Source organism: Bradyrhizobium sp. LVM 105 (assembly GCF_003957705.1).
Lineage (GTDB): Bacteria > Pseudomonadota > Alphaproteobacteria > Rhizobiales > Xanthobacteraceae > Bradyrhizobium > Bradyrhizobium frederickii.
In genome coordinates this window covers 12,446-31,154 of sequence record NZ_QZMV01000006.1, presented here as the reverse complement: position 1 = coordinate 31,154, position 18,709 = coordinate 12,446, and the positions used below count along the sequence as shown (strand labels likewise).

Annotated in this window: 24 protein-coding genes; 14 read left to right on the top strand and 10 right to left on the bottom strand. The window is 65.5% G+C overall.

From position 1 onward, the window contains the following. Positions 1-8: 8 nt before the first annotated feature. Positions 9-656, bottom strand: coding sequence for a TetR/AcrR family transcriptional regulator (locus tag D6B98_RS18315; protein WP_126258357.1), 648 nt, complete (start codon positions 654-656; stop codon positions 9-11). A gap of 100 nt (positions 657-756) precedes the next feature. On the opposite strand from D6B98_RS18315, the gene D6B98_RS18310 reads away from it, so the two are divergent. The 5 genes from D6B98_RS18310 (at position 757) to D6B98_RS18285 (ending at position 4,281) form a co-directional block, all read left to right on the top strand. Continuing rightward, positions 757-1,773 (top strand): ABC transporter substrate-binding protein, encoded by a 1,017-nt coding sequence (locus D6B98_RS18310; protein ID WP_126258356.1) that lies wholly within the window; start codon positions 757-759, stop codon positions 1,771-1,773. 305 nt (positions 1,774-2,078) lie between these two features. Next, complete coding sequence (minC, locus tag D6B98_RS18300; RefSeq protein ID WP_126258355.1) at positions 2,079-2,777, top strand: septum site-determining protein MinC; 699 nt, start codon at positions 2,079-2,081, stop codon at positions 2,775-2,777. Between the two features lie 19 nt (positions 2,778-2,796). Then, positions 2,797-3,612: a septum site-determining protein MinD gene (minD, locus tag D6B98_RS18295; RefSeq protein ID WP_126258354.1), complete on the top strand. Its 816-nt coding sequence runs from the start codon at positions 2,797-2,799 to the stop codon at positions 3,610-3,612. Then, entirely contained in the window at positions 3,609-3,890 is a 282-nt protein-coding gene (gene minE / locus D6B98_RS18290) for a cell division topological specificity factor MinE (protein WP_008144923.1), read from the top strand. Before minD ends, minE begins: the two co-directional genes overlap by 4 nt. Positions 3,891-4,095: 205 nt before the next feature. Next, positions 4,096-4,281 (top strand): hypothetical protein, encoded by a 186-nt coding sequence (locus D6B98_RS18285; protein ID WP_126258353.1) that lies wholly within the window; start codon positions 4,096-4,098, stop codon positions 4,279-4,281. Positions 4,282-4,302: 21 nt separating this feature from the next. Here D6B98_RS18285 and D6B98_RS18280 read toward each other — a convergent pair whose 3' ends face one another. Further along, positions 4,303-4,548, bottom strand: coding sequence for a hypothetical protein (locus tag D6B98_RS18280; RefSeq protein WP_126258352.1), 246 nt, complete (start codon positions 4,546-4,548; stop codon positions 4,303-4,305). A gap of 126 nt (positions 4,549-4,674) precedes the next feature. Beyond that, entirely contained in the window at positions 4,675-5,064 is a 390-nt protein-coding gene (locus tag D6B98_RS18275) for a hypothetical protein (RefSeq protein ID WP_126258351.1), read from the bottom strand. 130 nt (positions 5,065-5,194) lie between these two features. Between D6B98_RS18275 and D6B98_RS18270 the strand changes: the two genes are divergently transcribed. Continuing rightward, positions 5,195-5,980 (top strand): SDR family NAD(P)-dependent oxidoreductase, encoded by a 786-nt coding sequence (locus D6B98_RS18270; RefSeq protein WP_126258350.1) that lies wholly within the window; start codon positions 5,195-5,197, stop codon positions 5,978-5,980. On the opposite strand, the gene D6B98_RS18265 is transcribed toward D6B98_RS18270, so the two are convergent. Further along, on the bottom strand, positions 5,981-6,211 hold the full coding sequence (locus tag D6B98_RS18265; protein WP_028136727.1) for a DUF6894 family protein: 231 nt from the start codon (positions 6,209-6,211) through the stop codon (positions 5,981-5,983). It abuts the gene before it with no gap. Between the two features lie 376 nt (positions 6,212-6,587). Then, positions 6,588-7,628 carry a hypothetical protein gene (locus tag D6B98_RS18260; protein ID WP_126258349.1) on the bottom strand — a complete coding sequence of 347 codons (1,041 nt, stop codon included), beginning with the start codon at positions 7,626-7,628 and terminating at the stop codon, positions 6,588-6,590. 365 nt (positions 7,629-7,993) lie between these two features. On the opposite strand from D6B98_RS18260, the gene D6B98_RS18255 reads away from it, so the two are divergent. Further along, positions 7,994-8,590, top strand: a complete 597-nt coding sequence (locus D6B98_RS18255) for a L,D-transpeptidase (RefSeq protein ID WP_164718701.1) — start codon at positions 7,994-7,996, stop codon at positions 8,588-8,590. Positions 8,591-8,641: 51 nt separating this feature from the next. On the opposite strand, the gene D6B98_RS18250 is transcribed toward D6B98_RS18255, so the two are convergent. Further along, on the bottom strand, positions 8,642-9,073 hold the full coding sequence (locus D6B98_RS18250) for a COG4315 family predicted lipoprotein (protein WP_126258347.1): 432 nt from the start codon (positions 9,071-9,073) through the stop codon (positions 8,642-8,644). A gap of 115 nt (positions 9,074-9,188) precedes the next feature. Further along, positions 9,189-9,653 carry a MarR family winged helix-turn-helix transcriptional regulator gene (locus D6B98_RS18245; RefSeq protein WP_126258346.1) on the bottom strand — a complete coding sequence of 155 codons (465 nt, stop codon included), beginning with the start codon at positions 9,651-9,653 and terminating at the stop codon, positions 9,189-9,191. A 105-nt stretch (positions 9,654-9,758) separates the two neighbouring features. Between D6B98_RS18245 and D6B98_RS18240 the strand changes: the two genes are divergently transcribed. The 5 genes from D6B98_RS18240 (at position 9,759) to D6B98_RS18220 (ending at position 14,292) form a co-directional block, all read left to right on the top strand. Next, on the top strand, positions 9,759-11,678 hold the full coding sequence (locus D6B98_RS18240; protein ID WP_164718700.1) for an FAD-binding monooxygenase: 1,920 nt from the start codon (positions 9,759-9,761) through the stop codon (positions 11,676-11,678). 155 nt (positions 11,679-11,833) lie between these two features. After that, positions 11,834-12,907 carry an SH3 domain-containing protein gene (locus D6B98_RS18235; RefSeq protein WP_126258344.1) on the top strand — a complete coding sequence of 358 codons (1,074 nt, stop codon included), beginning with the start codon at positions 11,834-11,836 and terminating at the stop codon, positions 12,905-12,907. Positions 12,908-13,077: 170 nt separating this feature from the next. Continuing rightward, positions 13,078-13,356 (top strand): hypothetical protein, encoded by a 279-nt coding sequence (locus D6B98_RS18230; RefSeq protein ID WP_164718699.1) that lies wholly within the window; start codon positions 13,078-13,080, stop codon positions 13,354-13,356. A gap of 332 nt (positions 13,357-13,688) precedes the next feature. Next, positions 13,689-13,901, top strand: coding sequence for a hypothetical protein (locus tag D6B98_RS18225; RefSeq protein ID WP_126258711.1), 213 nt, complete (start codon positions 13,689-13,691; stop codon positions 13,899-13,901). A gap of 70 nt (positions 13,902-13,971) precedes the next feature. Continuing rightward, positions 13,972-14,292, top strand: coding sequence for a hypothetical protein (locus D6B98_RS18220; protein ID WP_126258342.1), 321 nt, complete (start codon positions 13,972-13,974; stop codon positions 14,290-14,292). A 25-nt stretch (positions 14,293-14,317) separates the two neighbouring features. Here the strand turns inward: D6B98_RS18220 and D6B98_RS18215 are convergent, their stop codons facing one another. Then, positions 14,318-14,662, bottom strand: coding sequence for a DMT family transporter (locus D6B98_RS18215; RefSeq protein ID WP_126258341.1), 345 nt, complete (start codon positions 14,660-14,662; stop codon positions 14,318-14,320). A gap of 208 nt (positions 14,663-14,870) precedes the next feature. Beyond that, positions 14,871-15,536: an O-methyltransferase gene (locus tag D6B98_RS18210; protein WP_126258340.1), complete on the bottom strand. Its 666-nt coding sequence runs from the start codon at positions 15,534-15,536 to the stop codon at positions 14,871-14,873. 96 nt (positions 15,537-15,632) lie between these two features. Between D6B98_RS18210 and D6B98_RS18205 the strand changes: the two genes are divergently transcribed. Together D6B98_RS18205 and pdxY are read left to right on the top strand one after the other, a co-directional pair. Beyond that, entirely contained in the window at positions 15,633-16,265 is a 633-nt protein-coding gene (locus D6B98_RS18205) for a TetR/AcrR family transcriptional regulator (protein ID WP_126258339.1), read from the top strand. A 57-nt stretch (positions 16,266-16,322) separates the two neighbouring features. Beyond that, positions 16,323-17,141, top strand: a complete 819-nt coding sequence (pdxY, locus tag D6B98_RS18200; protein ID WP_126258338.1) for a pyridoxal kinase — start codon at positions 16,323-16,325, stop codon at positions 17,139-17,141. Between the two features lie 4 nt (positions 17,142-17,145). Here the strand turns inward: pdxY and D6B98_RS18195 are convergent, their stop codons facing one another. Next, positions 17,146-18,450 carry a hypothetical protein gene (locus D6B98_RS18195; RefSeq protein WP_126258337.1) on the bottom strand — a complete coding sequence of 435 codons (1,305 nt, stop codon included), beginning with the start codon at positions 18,448-18,450 and terminating at the stop codon, positions 17,146-17,148. Between the last annotated feature and the right edge of the window lie 259 nt (positions 18,451-18,709).

Below are 18,709 nucleotides of genomic sequence, written 5' to 3'. Positions count from 1 at the left end.
TTGGTTGATTAGGGCCGGAGCGACTGGAGCACCAGGTCGGCGACGTGGCGGCGGCGGGCGCGCCGCTGGGCGCGGCTCGACAGGTCCTTGCCGAAGATCGCCGACAGCGTCGGCGTGTTGGAGAAGAAGAAATAGGACAGGCCCGCAATGGAGATGTAGAGCTGGACCGGATCGATCCCCTTGCGGAACACGCCCGCGCGCACCCCCTCGTTCAGGATGTGGGAGACGCTTTTGACGAGGGGGGAATGCATCGCTTCCAGCCGCGTCGAGCCGCGGACGTGGCGGGCGCCGCCGCGGTTCTCGTCGTTCAGAAGCACGATGAAATCGGGGTTTGCGGCCAGATGGTCGAACGAGGCCTCGATCAGCTTGCGGATCGCCTTCTCCGGCGGCAGGCCTTCGAGATTGAGCCTGCGCTCCTGCTCGCGGATGTCCTCATAGACCCATTCCAGCACGGCGAGGTAGAGCGCGTCCTTGTCGCCGAAATAGTGGTAGACGAGCTGCTTGTTGACGCCGGCGCGCTCGGCGATCTCGTCGACGCGGGCGCCCGCAAAGCCGTGCCGGGCGAATTCCTGGCGCGCCGCGGTCAGGAGCTTCCTGCGGGTGGCGACGGGATCGCGACGCTGCGGCACGGTGTCGCCAGATCGTTTTGCGGGCATTTCCAACCAAACAGTTGACAAGTGGAGGGCGGGCTTGTTGCATTGGTATCCTCACAAGGGGAGAGCGACAAGCCGGGTCGCTGGCACGAGGAGGGATGCGATGAAGCGTTTGCAGGCGGCGAGTTCGGCCCTGGTGTTGGCTCTGGCGCTCGGTGCGACGGCGATGCCCGCGCATGCGGGAGAGGCCGTCAATCTGATCCTGAACTGGACGCCGACGGCCGACCACTCGCCGTATTATTACGCCAGGGCGCAGGGCTGGTACGAGAAGGCGGGCATCGATCTCACCATCGAGACCGGCAAGGGCTCCGGCGTCTCCGCGGCCAAGGTCGGCTCCGGCGGGTCGCCCTTCGGCGTCGCCGATCTCGCCACCATGCTGGTGGCCAAGAGCAAGGGCGCCGACACGGTTGCGGTGATGAGCGTCTATGCCAATACCGGCCAGACCTTCTACTGGCTGAAGAGCTATGGCGTGAATGGCGTCAAGGATTTCGCCGGGCACAAGATCGGCAATCCGCCCGGCGACGCCTCGCGTGTGATGTGGCCGGCCTTCGCCAAGGCGGCAGGGCTTGCGCCCGACTCCGTCGGCTTCGTCAATGTCGGGCCGACCGCCAAGATCGCGGCGCTGAAGAGCCACACCGTCGATATCATCAGCGACTTCTACAACGAGCACGACCTGAAGGTCATCGAGTTCGGTCCCGATCTCGGCTACGTCAATTGGAAGGACATCGGGCTCAACCCCTACGGCAATTCGGTGATCGTCAACGGCGCCTACTTGCAGAAGAACCCGAAGGTCGTCGAAGACTTCGTGCGCGTCACGCAGAAAGCCTTCGCGGCCTGCGTCGCCGACGTGGCCCCGTGCCTGAACGCGCTGCTCGAGCAGGTCTCGGGGCTCGACCGCGCCAACCAGGAGCGCCAGTGGGAGCGCATCAAGTTCCTGATGACGGACGAGTTCACGACCACCAAGGGTCTTGGCTGGATCGACGGCGAGCGGATGAAGAAGGACTACGAGTTGGTCCAGACCTATCTCGGCATGGAGAAGCCGTTCGACGTGACCACGGCGTTCACGACCAAGATGCTGGATCCCGGCGTCAAAATGGATGCGAGCAAGGTGAAGAAGTAGGCGCTTAGGTCGCGGCGCCCGCCCCATACACTGGTGTCATGCCCCGCGAAGGCGGGGCACCCAGTACGCCGCGGCCTATCGGTTGACCCGCAATCGCCTCGGAATACTGGATCGCCCGCCTGCGCGGGCGATGACCGCTGTGTTGGGCGAGGGCGTCTGCCTGACGCTTGCCCAGCGCTCGCCGGCTCATCACCGTGCACCCAGTTCGGGCCATCCCCCGCGTAACCCCGGAGAAAAATTAACTCGTCGTTAACCATATCCGCCGCATCGTTAACCATTCAATAACAGGGAACGAGTCGGCCGCTATGGAGGCTGCAGCAAAAGTCCAACGTCAAATGGTGCGCCTGCGCGGGCGCTCCTATGTGGCCTTCGTGTTCACGCCGACGGTTCCGGTCCAGGACTGGCTGCACGAGATCGACGCCACCATTGCGCGCTCGCCGGGCTTCTTTGCCGGCCGGCCCGTGGTGATCGATTTGTCCTCGGTCGATCTCAGCCAGTCCGGCATCGGTCATCTGCTCACCAGCCTGCAGGACCGCAACATCCGAGTGCTCGGCATCGAGGGCGTGGAGGAGGCGAAGCTCACGCCGATGATGCCGCCGCTGCTGTCGGGCGGGCGCAGCTGCGTGGTCGAGCCGACCGCGCCGAAAAAGCCCGAGACGAAGTCCGAGACCAAGCCAACCTCGCTGCTGCTCGAAAACCCGGTGCGCTCGGGCCAGACCGTGATCTTTCCGGACGGCGACGTCACCATCCTGGGTTCGGTCGGATCGGGCGCGGAAGTCGTCGCCGGCGGTTCGATCCACGTCTATGGCGCCCTGCGCGGCCGCGCCATGGCTGGCGTCAACGGTCACACGAGCGCGCGCATCTATTGCCAGAAGATCGAAGCCGAACTGCTTGCGATCGATGGGTTTTATCAGACCGCCGACGATATCGACGCCGCGCTTCGCGGTCGGCCAGCCCAGGCCTTCCTGCAGGGCAACACCATGCGAATTACCGCGCTGAACTGACCAGAAGGAGATTTCAGAAATGGCCAAGGTACTGGTCGTGACATCAGGCAAGGGCGGGGTCGGCAAGACCACGACCACCGCCGCGCTGGGGGCCGCGCTGGCGCAGCGCGGCGACAAGGTCGTCGTCGTTGACTTCGACGTCGGTCTGCGCAACCTCGACCTCGTGATGGGCGCCGAGCGCCGCGTCGTGTTCGACCTCATCAACGTGGTGCAGGGCGTGGCCAAGCTGCCGCAGGCTCTGATCCGCGACAAGCGGCTGGAGAACCTCTGGCTGCTGCCGGCCTCGCAGACCCGCGACAAGGACGCACTCACGGAAGAGGGCGTCGGCAAGGTCATCGCAGACCTGCGCAGCCGTTTCGACTGGGTGATCTGCGACAGCCCGGCCGGCATCGAGCGCGGCGCCTCCATGGCAATGCGCTTTGCCGACGAGGCCGTGATCGTCACCAACCCCGAAGTGTCCTCGGTGCGCGATTCCGACCGCATCATCGGCATGCTCGATTCCAAGACCGTGCGGGCCGAGAAGGGCGAGCGGGTCGAGAAACACATTCTCATCACCCGCTACGATCCCTCCCGCGCCGCGCGCGGCGAGATGCTGACGATCGACGACATCCTCGAGATCCTCGCAACACCCTTGCTCGGCATCATCCCCGAGAGCCAGGACGTGCTGCGTGCCTCCAACGTCGGCACGCCGGTGACGCTGTCGAATGCCGACGGCGCACCCGCGCGGGCCTATATCGACGCGGCACGCCGGCTATGCGGCGACACCGTGCCGATGCAGGTGCCGACCGAGCGCAAGGGCTTCATGGATCGCCTGCTGCGACGGAGGGCGGCATGAGCATGGGACTGCTTCGGCTTCTCCGCGGCAACAAGGCCTCTGCACCGGTCGCGCGCGAACGGCTGCAGATCCTGCTTGCCCATGAGCGCGGAATGCGTGGCCAGCCCGATCTGCTCGGCGTGCTGCGTGAGGAAATCCTTGCCGTCGTCTCCAGGCACGTCACGCTGGATCCGACCAAGGTCATCGTCCGGCTCGAACGCGGCGACGAGGTGTCGACCCTGGAGGTCGATATCGAGGTGCCCAACGATTTCGAGCGCAAGAAAGCGGCGGTCGCGTAGGGATCGCGGCCGACGAGCCATTTGGGGTGGGTGAGAAGGCGGTCCGCTGGGCATAGCGGGCCGCCTTTGTCGTTCGCGTCACTCAGGCGCCCCAGCCTGCCGATGTGATCGGCGGCGGGCGGAACGGGGCTTGCGGCCAAATCGTTACCGAAAACCGCGGAGAGCCGAGCCAGGCCCCCGCGGTTTCGTCAGACGGAGAGCGCCCATGATGTCCGAGGTCCAGGTCCATACCGTTGCGCGGCAGATGCTCGAACAGCACGGTTTTGCTGCGATCGCGAAGGCCGCCGAGCAGGCCCAGGCCTGCGAGAGCCGCGGCGAGGGCGATGAGGCCAGGGAGTGGCGTCACATCGCTGACGCCATGAAGATCATGCGCGGGCCTCACCAGAGCTGACCGCCGCAGCAGCAGGCCGCGTCAACGGCCGTCGCGCTCGGTTCCCTGCGATTGGGATCGGCGGGTTTGCGACTGGCTGCGGTCCCCTGCTTCCTTACAAGGGAGCGGCTCCCAGGTCCCATCAGGCGCCTGCTGATACGCGCTGCAACTGGAAGAGGGCGAATTGCCCTCGGCTTTCTGGCTGTTTGAATTCTTCGCCAGCACAGGGCCGGTCAGCACCGTGGCGGCCGCAAGCATGCCGGCGAAAACGAAATGGATCATCCGCATGAGAGGTTCCTGTTCGAATTCGAGGAGGCCCCGCATGCTTTCCAGAATTGTGACAATTGTTGGCCGACGGAAAATCTCGCGGCCGCGTGCTTAACGCCGCGAAAACCGGCCTGCTAGCCGCCCTTGCTAACCACCCTTGGCGCGGATCAGGCCGGCGAGGTCGGTCTTCTGGACCTCGCACCAATTGGGCATGCCGAGGCGGCGCTGGTTGAGATCGGTCGCCTGGGTCGCCACCGCGACCTCAGCCATCAGATCGTCATCCTGCTTCTCGCCCATCTTGCCGCCGGTGTGCATCCAGGCGATCGCCTTGCGCACCTTCTCGGTAGTGCCCTCGGGCAGGTGCATTTGCTGTGCCTTCTGGACGAGGTCCTGGTAGACGACATCGGTGCCCGGGCATTCGACCTTGGCGGCGAAGGCCTGCAGGACCATCGTCACGTAGGTCGAGCGCGGATGGTCCTCGGCTTGGGCCGGAGCGGCGATCAACAACAGGCCAGCCATCACGAAACCGTAGCGCATCCTTGGTATCTCCTCCGATTTTTTGGAGAGGCTAGCGTCCGGCGGGCTGCTCGGCAATGGTGGGGGTGCGAATTTGTCGCTTTGCCCTGCGGTGCGCTATCGTGGCCCGCACCCGGCCTCGGAGAGCGACATGAGCCTGTTCAGCACGCCGTTCGATCCCACCCTTGACGCGGCGCTCGTGACTGGCGCCGGCAACGGCATCGGCCGCGCCATCGCGCAGGCTCTGGTCGGCGAGGGCGTCCGGACCGTGTTCGCCGACGTCGATTCCGAGCGGGTGAGTGCTGCGATCGGCGCCAGCCCGCGGCCCGAACTCGCCGTGCCCTGGGTCGGCGATCTCGCCGAGCTGGACGCATGCGAGGCGCTGCTCGAAGCGGCGAAGGCGGCATTGGGCGAGATCACGCATTTCGTCCACAGCGCATCGCCGCCGCGGCGCGAGGCCGATCATGCGCTGGCGGTCGATCGCAGGACCTGGCAGCAGATGCACGCCGTCAATCTCGATGCCGGCTTTCATCTGGCGCGCGAACTCGCCAAGCGCCTGATTGCGGCGCAGCGGCCGGGCTCGTTCCTGTTTCTCACCTCGCTGCATGCGGGCACGCCGCGCAACCTGCCGCATTATTCCACGGCGAAGGCAGGGATGGCGATGCTGGTGAAGGAATTGGCCAGGACGTTCGGCCGCTACGGCATCCGCGTCAATGCGCTGGTGCCTGGTGCGATCGCGGCCGGCGGGTTCGTTGCGGATCCCGCGCTGGCGCGGCACATTCCGCTCGGACGTCTCGGCGAGGCCAACGACCTCGCACCGATGGCGCTCACGGTGCTGTCAAACAAGCTGTCCGGTTACGTCACCGGCGCGGCCTTTGTCGTCGACGGCGGCTTGGCGCTGACGAACTGGTTCGAGCCGCCGGCGCTCGACGAATGATCAGCGGCGCCAGGCCGGCACCGGATCGAGCGGCGTGCGATAGAGCTCGTTGTGATCGCGATCGGTGACGCGCACCGCGCAACCCTTCTGCTGCAGCTCCGGCTTCACCTGCGACAGCTCGCATGCGAGTTGATCGGCGCGATCGGAGGCGACCTCGATGTCCTCGAGAATGATTCCGCCCTGGTTCCTGAACTCTTCACCAACCACAAGATCGAAGGAGTAGTAAGGCATCCGAATTCCCCGATGTGACGACCCGAACTTTGAAAACAAGTCTTCAATGGAAGTCTCGACACGTCCCGGATGGTACCACTGAGTCGATATCTATCGAATGAGAAGGTCGCGCAATCTCTGTGCTTATGGCGCAGAAATGATGTGCAGCCCGCGGGGCCATTAAGAATTTATTAAATACGCGGCGCAATCATAAGGCATGGAATTGCAGCAGAACCGGGCTCCGGGAACCGGCAGCTGCAAGAGAAGGCCGCCGGCATAGATCCCGACGGCCTTTTCTCTCTTGAGCGGAAACATCGCTTTCCCGTAATTGCCCGGACTCAACGCATCATATCGACTCGGACAGCGTGCGCGTGGTCGACACGTGGAGTGCGCGCATCTATCGCAACGGCATCGGCGGACGCACGACGGGTCCGTCGTCATCGGCAACCGCCTGGGTCGTGGCGGCCGGCGGCGGGACGGCTGAGGCCTGCGATGGCGGCTGGGCAGGCGCGAGCGGCGGGGGCGAATAAGCCGGCATGTAGGTTTGCGACACCGGCTGCGGCCTGCGAACCGTGGGCGGCGCCGGAGGTTTCGGCGGCAGCGCGGCTGCGCGTGTGCGCGGATCGACCGGCTTGGTGTTGGCCACCGGTTTCGGCGCGGGCGGCTTCGCCATCTCGCGCGCCATCTGCTCCTGTCCGGCCTTCAGTTCAGCGATGTTGGCCTTGAGCTGCTCGATCTGCTGCGCCATCGCAGCGAGGTCGCGCGTCATCGATTGCACCGACTGCGCTGCATCGGAAGCTGTTGCCGCAGGCGCGGCCGCTGCAACCTGCGCCACAGGCGGCGTGGCCGATTGATCGGTGGCTCGATCGGTTGCCATTTGCGCTGCGGGCGGGGCGGCTTGCTCTGCAGGCGCCGCGGCCTGCGCGGGGGCGACCGGCGCGGTCGGCGATGTCGAGGGCAGCAGCGACGTCAGCGACGTTAAAGCGGGCGTCCATTCCGCGAGCTTCTGTTTGGCTGTATCGCCGTGCTGCTGCCAGGCGATGGTGGCAGCCGCGCTTCCTCCCGCAAACAGAAACGTGACGAACGCACCACGCAGCCACTTGCGCACTGCAGATCGCTTCGGCCGGACATGATCGTCGCTCGCCGCGACGCGTACGGCCGTGTCGATTGCGGGCGGCGGCGCCGCCGGCGGCTCCGAGACAGGAGCGAATCTCGGCTCCAGGGAGCGTTTGGGCTCCAGCAAGATTTTGGGCGGCAGGGCGAATTTCGGTTCCGGACGGGTCGTGATGTCAGGCGCCAACGCAGGTGCAACGCCGGCGGGGCGCGAGGCCAGCACGATGTCGGGCGCAATTTGAATCGCGTCGTGCGGATCGTTGTCCTTGACCGTGTCCTTCACGATCTCATCGACGATTTGCTTGGGGTTCAGAGTCGCGAGCATTGCAGCTCCTTTGAAGCCCAGACGTTGAAGCCCGGGTGTTAAGTCGTGGTCGCTCGCATTGGCGCGAGCCGATCTGTTGAGGGGAGCCCATCCAAATCCGATGAACCCGGCCGATGACGCACGAGTCCAGCCGGGTTTGACCAAAGCAAGGCGAGGGGATGGAGATGATGCGACGTCTCCCGCCGGTTGTGGTCATGGAACCCAATTTGCCGAACACGTGCACGTGTTCCCCGCCGCCTTTTTTTGAGCACGATTTTGGCAACATCTGGCGGTGCTGGGGGTGCTGCTATCCGCTACAGGGGCCGGCGGTGCCAAGATCTTTAATCGCTTTATTCGCTATCGCCTTGCTGCCGCTGGGCGGCTGCATGCAGACGACGTTGTCACCGTCGACCGATGCGAGCATGACGCCGCGCGATCGGCAGCTGCTCGCGCATACACCTTATGCGAAGGCGAATGTGCCCGAGCAATATCTCCGTCACATCGTCGACTATCACCGCAAGGAGCAGCCCGGCACCATTCTTGTCGATACCGACGCGCGCTATCTCTATTACGTGCTGCCCGACGGCAAGGCGATCCGTTACGGCGTTGCGGTCGGCGAGGAAGCCATGGCTTTCTCCGGCGTCGCGCGGGTCGGCCGCCTGGCGGAATGGCCGGATTGGGTTCCGACGGCAGATATCCAGGCGCGGCTCGGACCGTATCCGGCGCGGGTTCCCGGTGGCCCCGCCAATCCGCTGGGCGCGCGCGGCATCTATCTCTATGTCGGCAACAAGGACACGCTCTATCGCATCCACGGCACCAACCAGCCCGAATATATCGGGCAGGCGATCTCGTCCGGCTGCATCCGGATGCGCAATGAGGACGTGATCGACCTGTACGACCGGGTGAAGCTCAATTCGATGGTCGTGGTGCTGCCGCCCGGACAGAGCGCGCGGGCCGAGACGGGCGGCGGTTGGCGGGGCTAACAGAGCTTACGCGCTCTGACCTTCACATGCCTGGGCTGATCGCATCGCGCTCTAGTTTTCAGGCCGCGCTATCCGCCATTGCAGTGTCGTGGCGTTGCCGTTGGCGTCGCCGGGCGCCTTGTCGGCGGGCGAGGTGTAGAGCGGACGATAGCGGTACGCCCACATCCTGCTGCCGTCGTTGCGGCTGATCACGGTGAAGTCGCCGACCGCCTTGGCGTCGGCCGTTGCCGGCAGCGGCACCCAGCTCTCGGTGCACTTGCCGTTGCAGTTCGATGTCTTTCCGGTGGTGTCGCGCTCGTAGGTATAGAGCGTCATGCCATTGAGATCGACGAGCTTGGGACCCTGTTTGGTCAGGATGACCTTGGCCGGAGCCACCGGCGCCTCGACCTTCGGCGGAGGAGGGTCACCGCCGCCATGGCCGCCCGCCACCGCATGACTGGCCGTGAGCGTCATGGCTGCGGCCACAACGAGGAACCTGAACATTCCGAACTCCGTCCCGCAAAGTTAATCGCGCGTTAAGCGCCCAATGCGGCCGACGTTAGCAGCCGAAAGTTAGTTCCTGGTTTCGGGCGCCGCGATAATTGCGGCACGTGCGGTATCAGACCTGCGCCTCGCGCAGCGGCGCGCGGCTCAAATCGTTGCCGGCGGCAATCGCCTTGCGCAGCAGCCGCATCAGTTCCTCGCTCTCTTTCGCGCTGAGTCCGCGCAGCATGATGCGCTGGGCCGATTCCACCGCCGGTGTGATCTTGCGCAGCGTGCGCCGGCCCTCGTCGGTGATCACGAGCTCGCGGGCCCGGCGGTCGCGGCTGGAGGCGCGGCGCTCGGCAAGGCCCTTCTGCACGAGGCGGTCGATCACGCCGGTGATGGTGGTGCGGTCATAGGCGATCAGTCCCGCGAGCGTCACCTGGTCGAGCCCGGGATTGGCCTTGATGGTCGCGAGCGCGGCGTATTGCACCGGCGTCAGGTCGAAGCCGGCATCCTCGACCTCGGCCAGGAACACCGCGACCGCGATCTGCTGGAACCGGCGCGCCAGATGCCCGGGCATGTCGTTGTTGTCTTTCACCGAAATTCTTCTCCTGGGACAGGGGCGGTGCGGCTCGTTGACAAGCATACTGATAGTCAGCATACTGAGCAATATCCAAACAGAACGTTGCCGGGAGAGGTGCTCATGCAATTCCATCTCAATGGATTTCAGCCGGGCGATCCAGAGATTGCCGATCCCGCCGACCGCGTTCAGGCTTCCGGCGCAGCGGGCGCGGTGCCTGATGAGGTCGATGTCCTCATCGTCGGCTGCGGGCCGGCCGGCCTCACGCTCGCAGCGCAGCTCGCGCAATTCCCCGATATCAAGACCTGCATCGTCGAGCAGAAGCCCGACCGCCTGCTGGTCGGGCAGGCCGACGGCATCGCCTGCCGCACCATGGAGATGTTTCATGCCTACGGCTTCAGCGAGCGCGTCCTGAAGGAGGCCTATTGGGTCAACGAGACCACGTTCTGGAAGCCGGACGAACGGCGGCCCGACACCATCGTCCGCAGCGGCCGGGTGCAGGACGTCGAGGACGGGCTGTCCGAATTCCCGCACGTCATCCTCAACCAGGCGCGCATCCATGACGGCTTTCTCGACATCATGCGCAAATCGCCGGCCGAGCTCGAACCCTATTACAGCCGCCGTCTTCTCGACCTCCAGGTCGATCCGGCTGCGCGTCCTGGCGATCATGCCGTGACCGTGCGCCTCGAACGCGTCGATGCCGCGAACGAGGGCAAGGTCGAGACGATCAAGGCGCGCTACGTCGTCGGCTGCGACGGCGCGCGCAGCACGGTGCGCAAGTCGATCGGGCGCGAGCTGCACGGCGATTCCGCCAACCACGCCTGGGGTGTGATGGACGTGCTGGCGGTGACGGATTTTCCGGACATCCGCTTCAAGTCGCTGATTCAGTCGGCGAAGGACGGCAGCCTGCTGATCATTCCGCGCGAAGGCGGCTACATGGTCCGCATCTATGTCGAGCTCGCCAAGCTCGAGGTCGGCGAGCGCGTCGCGAGCCGCAACATCACCGCCGCCGATGTGATCGCCAAGGCGCAGCGGATCCTGAAGCCGCATACGCTGGAAGTGAAGGAGGTCGCCTGGTGGTCGGTCTACGAGATCGGTCAGCGCCTCACCGACAAGTTCGACGACGTGCCGGACGCGGAGATCGCAACGCGCCTGCCGCGCATCTTCATCGCCGGCGATGCCTGCCACACCCACAGTCCGAAGGCGGGGCAGGGCATGAACGTCTCGATGCAGGACGCCTTCAATCTTGGTTGGAAGCTCGCGGCCGTCATGCGGAAGCAGTGCGCCCCAGAGCTGCTGCATTCCTATTCGGCCGAGCGCCAGGCCGTCGCCAAGGAGCTGATCGATTTCGACCGCGAATGGGCGGGCATTCTTGCCTCCGCCAAGGCCGGCGGCGCCGATGCAGCCAGGACCCAGGACTATTTCGTCCGGCACGGCCGCTACACCGCGGGCACGGCGACGCATTACAGGCCGTCACTCCTCACCGGCGCGGCGTCGCATCAGCACCTCGCGCAAGGCCTCGTCATCGGCAAGCGCTTCCATTCGGCCCCGGTGATCCGGCTGGCTGATGCAAAGCCGGTCCATCTCGGTCATGCCGGGCAGGCCGACGGCCGTTTCCGCATCTATGCGTTTTCTCCCGCAGAAGATCCTGCCGCCGCAGGCTCGGCCATTCGCGCGCTCTGCAATTTCCTGACCGAGGCCAGGGAGTCGCCGATCAGGCGCTATACGCGGAGCGACGCAGACGTCGACAGCGTGATCGATCTGCGCGCGGTGTTCCAGCAGAACCATCGTGAGCTCGCCGTCGAGGCAATGCCGCCGCTGCTGCTTCCGCGCAAAGGCCGTTACGGCTTGCTCGACTACGAGAAGATGTTCTGCCCGGACCTCAAGAGCGGCCACGACGTTTTCGCGATGCGCGGCATCGATCGGAAGGCCGGTTGCATGGTCGTGGTGCGGCCGGACCAATATGTCGCGAACGTGCTGCCGCTCGACGACTTTGCCGGGCTTGCATCGTACTTCGACGCCTTCATGCTGCAGGTCAACTGACGGTCCGGCAGGCCGCTTGCGCTTTGCGCCGATGAACGGCGAATGAATATTGAACCGCGCGCCGTCTGCGTTTCAATCTTTTGACGGATGCGTCCCTCGCGCACGGAACGCCCGTTCCGCCGGCGCGTTCCGACTCGAACGAGGAGGAACACGCCATGAAATTCAAGAGCGTTTTGATTGCCGCATTGCTGCTCGCGCCAACGGCCGCACTGGCCGCGCCGGGCATCGTCACCGTCTCGACCGGACTGCGCGCCGGGCCGGGCGCGGGCTTTCCACTGGTCGATCGCATCCCCGGCGGCGCCCGCGTCAACATCCATGGCTGCCTGCGCGGCAACGCCTGGTGCGACGTCAGCTTCTCCGACGATCGCGGCTGGGTGTCGTCGCAATATCTCGAATATCTCTATCGCAACCACTACGTCTACCTGCCCGACTACGCCGATGTGATCGACGTGCCCGTCGTCCCGTTCGTGCTGACCTCGTACTGGTCGAATTATTATTCGGGACGTCCCTGGTATCGCCGCCACGCCTATTGGAACAGCTACTGGAGCTCGCACCGGAGCATCGCGACCCGGATGACGCTTGATCCGCGCGCGGCTCGCATCGGTCGCGCGGCGACGCGCGATGCGGCGGTTGCTTTGGAACGGGAAGGCGTGCGGGGCAAGGGCGCCACGATCTCCGGACGGAACGCCGCGAACGCGCGTCCCGACGCCGCGATCGCCACGCGCGACGCCGCCATCGCGAAGCGCGACGCCGCGACCACGAGACATGACGCTGCGATCACGAGACGTGACGCTGCGATCACGAAGCGTGACGCTGCGATCACGAAGCGCGACGCGGCTGCTGCCGCCGACCGGACGCGTGCCGGACGGAGCGAGCGCATCGCGCATGAGCGGACCAATGTGCAGACTCGCAATCCGCGCGATGGCCAGGCCCGCATGATGCACGAACGGGCCGCAAGCCCCGCTGCGGTGCGGACCCAGCCGATGGCCCGCGCGCATGAAGCGCCGCGTGTCTCGGCCGCACCTGCTGCGCGATCTGCGACGCCGCATGTCGCGCGGCCGAATGTGAGCCACGGCGCGCCAATGAATGCCCGGGCGCAGATGCCGGCGCCCCGTGCCGCTGCGCCTGCGATGCCGCACGGCGGTGGCGGCGCTCCGCACGTCAATGCCGCGCCTCGCGGCGGCGGTGCCCCGGCCGGCGGCCCCGGCGGCGGCCACCAGAAGCACTAGGAAGCCCTAAGGAAAGCCCGGCCCTCGCGCCGGGCTTTCTGCTGGATTCATCCGGGTTCCCTGCGCGTACAATTTAAGAAAGTTCTTCGCGGGCAGATTTCATCGATCGTAAGATGTGTACCCAAAGATGCAAGCATCCACTCGGGGCAGCGGGGCACGGGAGGATGACGATGAGACAGAGCCAGGCGGAGACGCGCCGCCACAATGTCGCGAAGCGGTCGATGACCAAAGAGGCCAAGCAGCTGGCCGGTCTGATTGCCGGACTGCGCGAATCCCTCGAAGGGATTCACAAGGAGCGGATGAGCGCGAAGCTCACCGGCGCCGAGATGGGAATGCTCGACGAGCGCCGTAACAATCTGCTGCTCACCATCGCAGCCCTCGACGACCGCCTCTCGGCGGTGCAGGGACTGATTGATCTCGGCCGTCCCCATATCATCCGCGTGCACTAAAGCGCGATGCGATTAGGATGAATCGTCATCGCGCTTTAGGTTGTTGTTTAAGCATGATCTTTTCGGAAAACCGCTGCGCACTTTTCCGGATCATGCTTTAGCGGAGCTCGAAGTTGGGACGCTCGGTTCCGTTGCAGCTGATGTGACGGACCGGCTTGCGGCGGCCGATTCAGCACGACATGAAGGTGGCCCCGGTGCCGTCGCAGGCGGGGAAGCCTGCGACGCCTGACATCGTGTTGCAGCAGGCAATCGCGCCGCCGGCGCCGTGCCTGCAGATGGCACCAAATTGCCACGCTCCCGGCGAATTGCCGCCAAAGCCCGCTGCCACGAGGATGACGGGTGCAGGGCGAGCAAGGGGACGCGAATTGGCCTACAAGATGGTCGCAGAACGCGACAACGAAAAGTACAGTTTCGCCCGCGAGAGCCGGCTGCTCATCGTGGCGAAGGCAAGGGTGTGGGCGAGCGAAGGGTGGCGGGTCGTGATCACCGACCAGGACGGCAAGGCCTACGCGCCGCCCGAATTCGATCAGCTGTCGGCGGCGTAACCGACAGGCGGCGAGGGAACGTCATTTGACATCGCTGTTTGGACCGGGGCGCACGCGGATCGTGCCCCTGATGAGTCTTGCAGTCGTGGCCGTTTTGACGGCGACGGTCGCAGCCGCGCAAAACCTCGACGCCGGCAAGTCGCCCGCCAAGCTCTTCGCTGACAGCTGTACAACCTGCCATCGCAGTCCGCGCGGCCTTGCCAAGGGTCGCTTCACCCTGACGCTGTCCTGGTTCCTGAAGGACCATTACGCGACCAGCTCGGATTCGGCCAAGATGCTCGCCGCCTATCTGGTATCGGTCGACGAGCCGCCGCCGCGCGCTGCGGCCAAGCCCGCGAAGAAGCCGGCGCGATCCACCCCGCATCAACCCAAGCCGGTGCAGAGCCAGTAGCTCTGCGCGCCGCAGCTTCCCGGGATCAACGCACCGCACTCTCCGAGAACAGGTTGATGACCACCACCCCTGATACGATCAGGGCGATGCCGACGAAGGCTGCGGAGTCCAGTATCTGACGGAACAGCACGAAGGAGACGGTGGCGGTCAGGATGATGCCGACCCCGCCCCAGATCGCATAGGCGATGCTCAACGGAATGACCCGGATCGCGACCGACAGCGCATAGAACGAGGCGACGTAGAACATCACCATCGCCAGCGTCGGCCAGGGACGGGTGAACTGCGCGGACTGCTGCAGGAGCGCCGATGCGGTGACCTCGAACACGATGGCGAGGGCGAGAGCCGCGTAAGCATTGAGAGCGGAGGTCATGAGCCTCTCGGCGTGAGAGAGATACCGTAGGGCAGCCAAGCCAACCCCATGGACGGCTTTTTGCCGCGAGCAGATATCATGTGTGAGTGACGAACCTACGACACCGATTGGAGCAAACGGGCCGCGAGGACCTGTGCTGAGGCCATACGATGCCGCCGCGCGCGATCATGGTGCGGCGGCTCGGATCCTGCGGTGCGTCGATCCAGCGCTAGCTGATCCGCACGGAGAGTTCGACGTCTTCGGCGAAGGGCGTCGACATATAGCCGCTTCCGGGCCTGCGTACGCGCGCCAGATAGTCCGGGCTGTCGTCGGCATTGTCGGCGACGATGATCGCACCCGGTCCGAGGCGGTTTTCCAGCAGATCGAGGATATCCGGGTAGAGCGCCTTGGCGCCATCGAGCAGCACGAGATCGATTGTATCGGGCAGATCGGCTTGAAGCGTCTTCAGCGCGTCGCCTTCACGGATTTCGACGAGATCGATCAAGCCGCCGGCCGAGAGGTTTTCTCGCGCCCGCGCCGCTTTGGACGGCTCGAACTCGCTGGTGATGAGGCGGCCGCCACCATTGTCGCGCAAGCCTGCGGCAAGGTGCAGCGTCGAGATGCCGAACGACGTGCCGAACTCGACGATCGTCCGCGCGCCGGAGCTGCGCGTCAGCATGTAGAGCAATGTTCCGGTCTCGCGCGAGACCGCGAGCGGGACGTCTTTCAGGCGTCCGTAGAGGGCGCGGTAATCGGTCTTGCTCCGCATCATCCGCGCCCGGTCTGCCTCGGACAAATCGGCGACGGCGGCTCGCGTTGCGCCGCTTGCTGCCTCGGCCTCGTCGAACAGGCGATCCAGCAGCGGCGCAAGCGATGTGATGGTTGGGGTGGTCATTCGGGGTCTCCAGGGGTGAGAAAGAGCGCGTGCTTGCGCGCCGGGTGAAATACGACTAATTCGTCGCATTTCCTATTCGCATTCACCGGGCACACCATGGTCGATCGTCGAAGCCGTTCAGTTTCCTCACGAAAACAGCCGCAACAGGCCCGCTCGACCGGCTTGGTCACGGCCATTCTCGATGCCGCTGTTCAGGTCCTGGCCAGGGAGGGCGCGCAGCGCTTCACCACGGCGCGGGTGGCGGAGCGGGCCGGGGTGAGCGTCGGCTCGCTCTATCAATATTTTCCCAACAAGGCCGCGATCCTGTTCCGTCTCCAGAGCGACGAATGGCGGCGCACCAGCGAGCTGCTGCGCGGCATCCTTGCGGACCGGACGAAGCCGCCGCCGGCGCGGCTACGCGCGCTGGTCCATGCCTTCATCCGCTCCGAGTGCGAGGAGGCCGCAATCCGCATCGCGCTCAACGATGCCGCGCCGCTCTATCGCGACGCGCCGGAGGCGCACGACGCGCGGGCCGCGGGGGAGGGGATCATCGCGGCGTTCATGCGGGAAGCGCTGCCGAAAGCCACCGCTGCCACACGCGAGCTTGCTGGCGAGCTGATCAAGACGACGCTGAGTGAGGTCGGCAAGCGGTTTTCGGAGACGCCGCGCAGCGCGGCCGAGATCGCGCGTTATGCCGACGGGCTGGCTGACATGTTCTGTGCTTATCTCGGGGAATTGACACGGCGCTGAAGCTTGAGATCCGGGCTCCTGTTGCATCGCCTGACGTTTGTCCGTACGGACCTTTTCATGCTCGTCATCTCAATTCAAAGCCAGGTTGTCCACGGCCATGTCGGCAACAGCGCGGCCGCCTACGCCATGCAGGCGGAGGGCGTGAACGTTGCGGCGGTGCCGACGACGCTGCTGTCCAACCATCCGCGCTATCCGAGCCTGCGCGGCCGGGTGCTTGAGACCGAGCTCGTCGCCGATCTCCTGAAGGGTGTCGAGGAGCGCGGGCTGGTCGACGAGGCGGCCGTGCTCGTGACCGGCTATCTCGGCTCGCCGCGCAATGCCGCCGTGATTGCCGATTTCGTCGAGCGGGCGCTGACGCTGAATACGAAGCTTGTCTATCTCTGCGATCCCGTGATCGGCGATGACGGCCGCGTCTATGTCGCCGACGGCATTTTGGACGTGGTTCGGCACCGGCTGCTGCCGGCGGCGAACCTGACGACGCCGAACCAGTTCGAGCTCGAGCTGCTCTCAGGTCTCACGATCGCGGATGCGCAGGGCCTGCGCGCGGCGTGTGCGGCGCTGGCGGGGACCGGCCGCATCGACGTCGTCGCGACCGGCTGCGCGCTCGCCGACACGGCGGCAGGGCAGGTGGAGACGATCCTGTGCGCCGGCGGGCAATTGTCGCGCTTTGCAACGCCGCGCCTGCCGATCCGCCCTTACGGCACTGGCGATCTCCTCACCGGCCTGATCGCAGCACATCTGGCCAAGGGCCAGGCGACGGAGGCCGCGGTGCGGCTTGCGGTCGAGACCGTCTTTGCGGTGCTGGTGCGCACACAGGACGCCGGCACGGCCGAGATGCGGCTGGTGCCGCTGCCGACGTCGGGACGCGCGCCGTAAGGCTTCAGGTCGCGGGCTTGCCGGCCGATTGCGCCGATTTCTGCGGCTTGGCCGGGCTCTTCTGCTCGCGTGCGGCCTGGGCCTTTGGCGGCTTGGCCTGGGATGCTGCCCGCACGGTCGCCTTGGATTTCACGCTGGCGACTTGCTTGCCGTCGCCGGTGCCGCGGCGCGAGATGTACTCATGGCCATCGATGGGGCCGACATGCGGCGGATCGCGGCCGAGATAGGGCCGGCCGATGCCATACGCCTTGCCGTTGGCATCGACCCACTTCCACAGGATTTCGGTCGAGACCCAACGCTGTGCGCGGTTATTGCCTTGCGTGCTGACGATGTCGGCCGCCATGCCGTGGCCGTAGCCGCCGCGCGAGCTGCCGCCGTGATAGGACCGGTTGGAGGCCGCCTTCAGGCCGCTCGCGATCGACTGGCGATAATCGTCGCGGAACGCGCTGGTGATGCCGGGCGAGAGGCCGGCGGCCTCAGCGGCGAGAAGCGTGCGGAACAGCTTCCGCTTGAAGCTCTTGTCCATGCCGCCGATGACGTAATCCATCATCGACATGCCGGCGCGCTCGGCGGCCTTCGGATCCTTCCAGGTGAAGTCCTGATCGACCAACTTCGTGAAGCTGCGCATCACCGTGACCGTCTTGCCCTTGCGCTTGATCGTAACCGCGCGCTGCTCCTGAACCTTGATCGTGTCTTCCTTGGCGGTGCGCTGATAGAGCGCCCAGAGATAGCGGTCGATACACGCATCCATGACGAAGCATTCGTCGAGCACAGCGACGGTGTCGGCCGGCGGCGAGACCTTGCTCACGGGCGTGACCGGGCCGCTGGCGATCGCCGCGGGGGACAACGCGTCCGTCGCCACGATCTCGGTGGGATCGGCTGAGGCGAGCTTGACGGGCTCCGGCGCCGCGACCGGGGCAGTCTCGCCGACGACGGGCTCCGGTTCGGGCAAAATCTGCAACGCAGGCGGCGCCTCCACCGGCAGGATCACTGCCGGATCGGCCGAGGCGAGCTTGATTGCGGGAGCGGGCGTCTCGGGCGCCGCTTCAGCGCTCGCGGGGGCCGGTGCCGCGGTCACGGCAGCCGCGACGTCGGCGGTCAAGGCGATGCCGTCCTCGATCGTCGCAGCGCGCGGCACGTCGGCGAGGTCGAGCCGGCCGAGATCCTTGGCGCGCGAGACGGCAGCCGCATTGGCACTGCTGTTCTCGATGAGGGCAGGGGCATAGGCGGCGAAGGAGAGCGCCAGCCAGCCGGCGAGCACGGCCGCGGGGCATGTGACCGCCACCAGAAGAGACCGCCGATCGTTCATGATCCCTGCCTCCAAACGGTTCTGCCCGAACCCGTCTCATTCGGACAGTCATGATGCAAACAGTCTGACGCAAACAGTCTTGCACGGTAAGGCACGCAGCACGTCGATTGTTCGGGGGACCGTGTGGCAGCGCAATGGCGCAGATCGGCGAAAATCGGCTTTTCGCAGGACTGTTGCTGGGGGGCAACGCGGGTTCCACAAAGCAGCTTGATCGCCGCGTCGCGGCAACTTTGTTGCTGCTCGCACGTTTGGTCGCTCA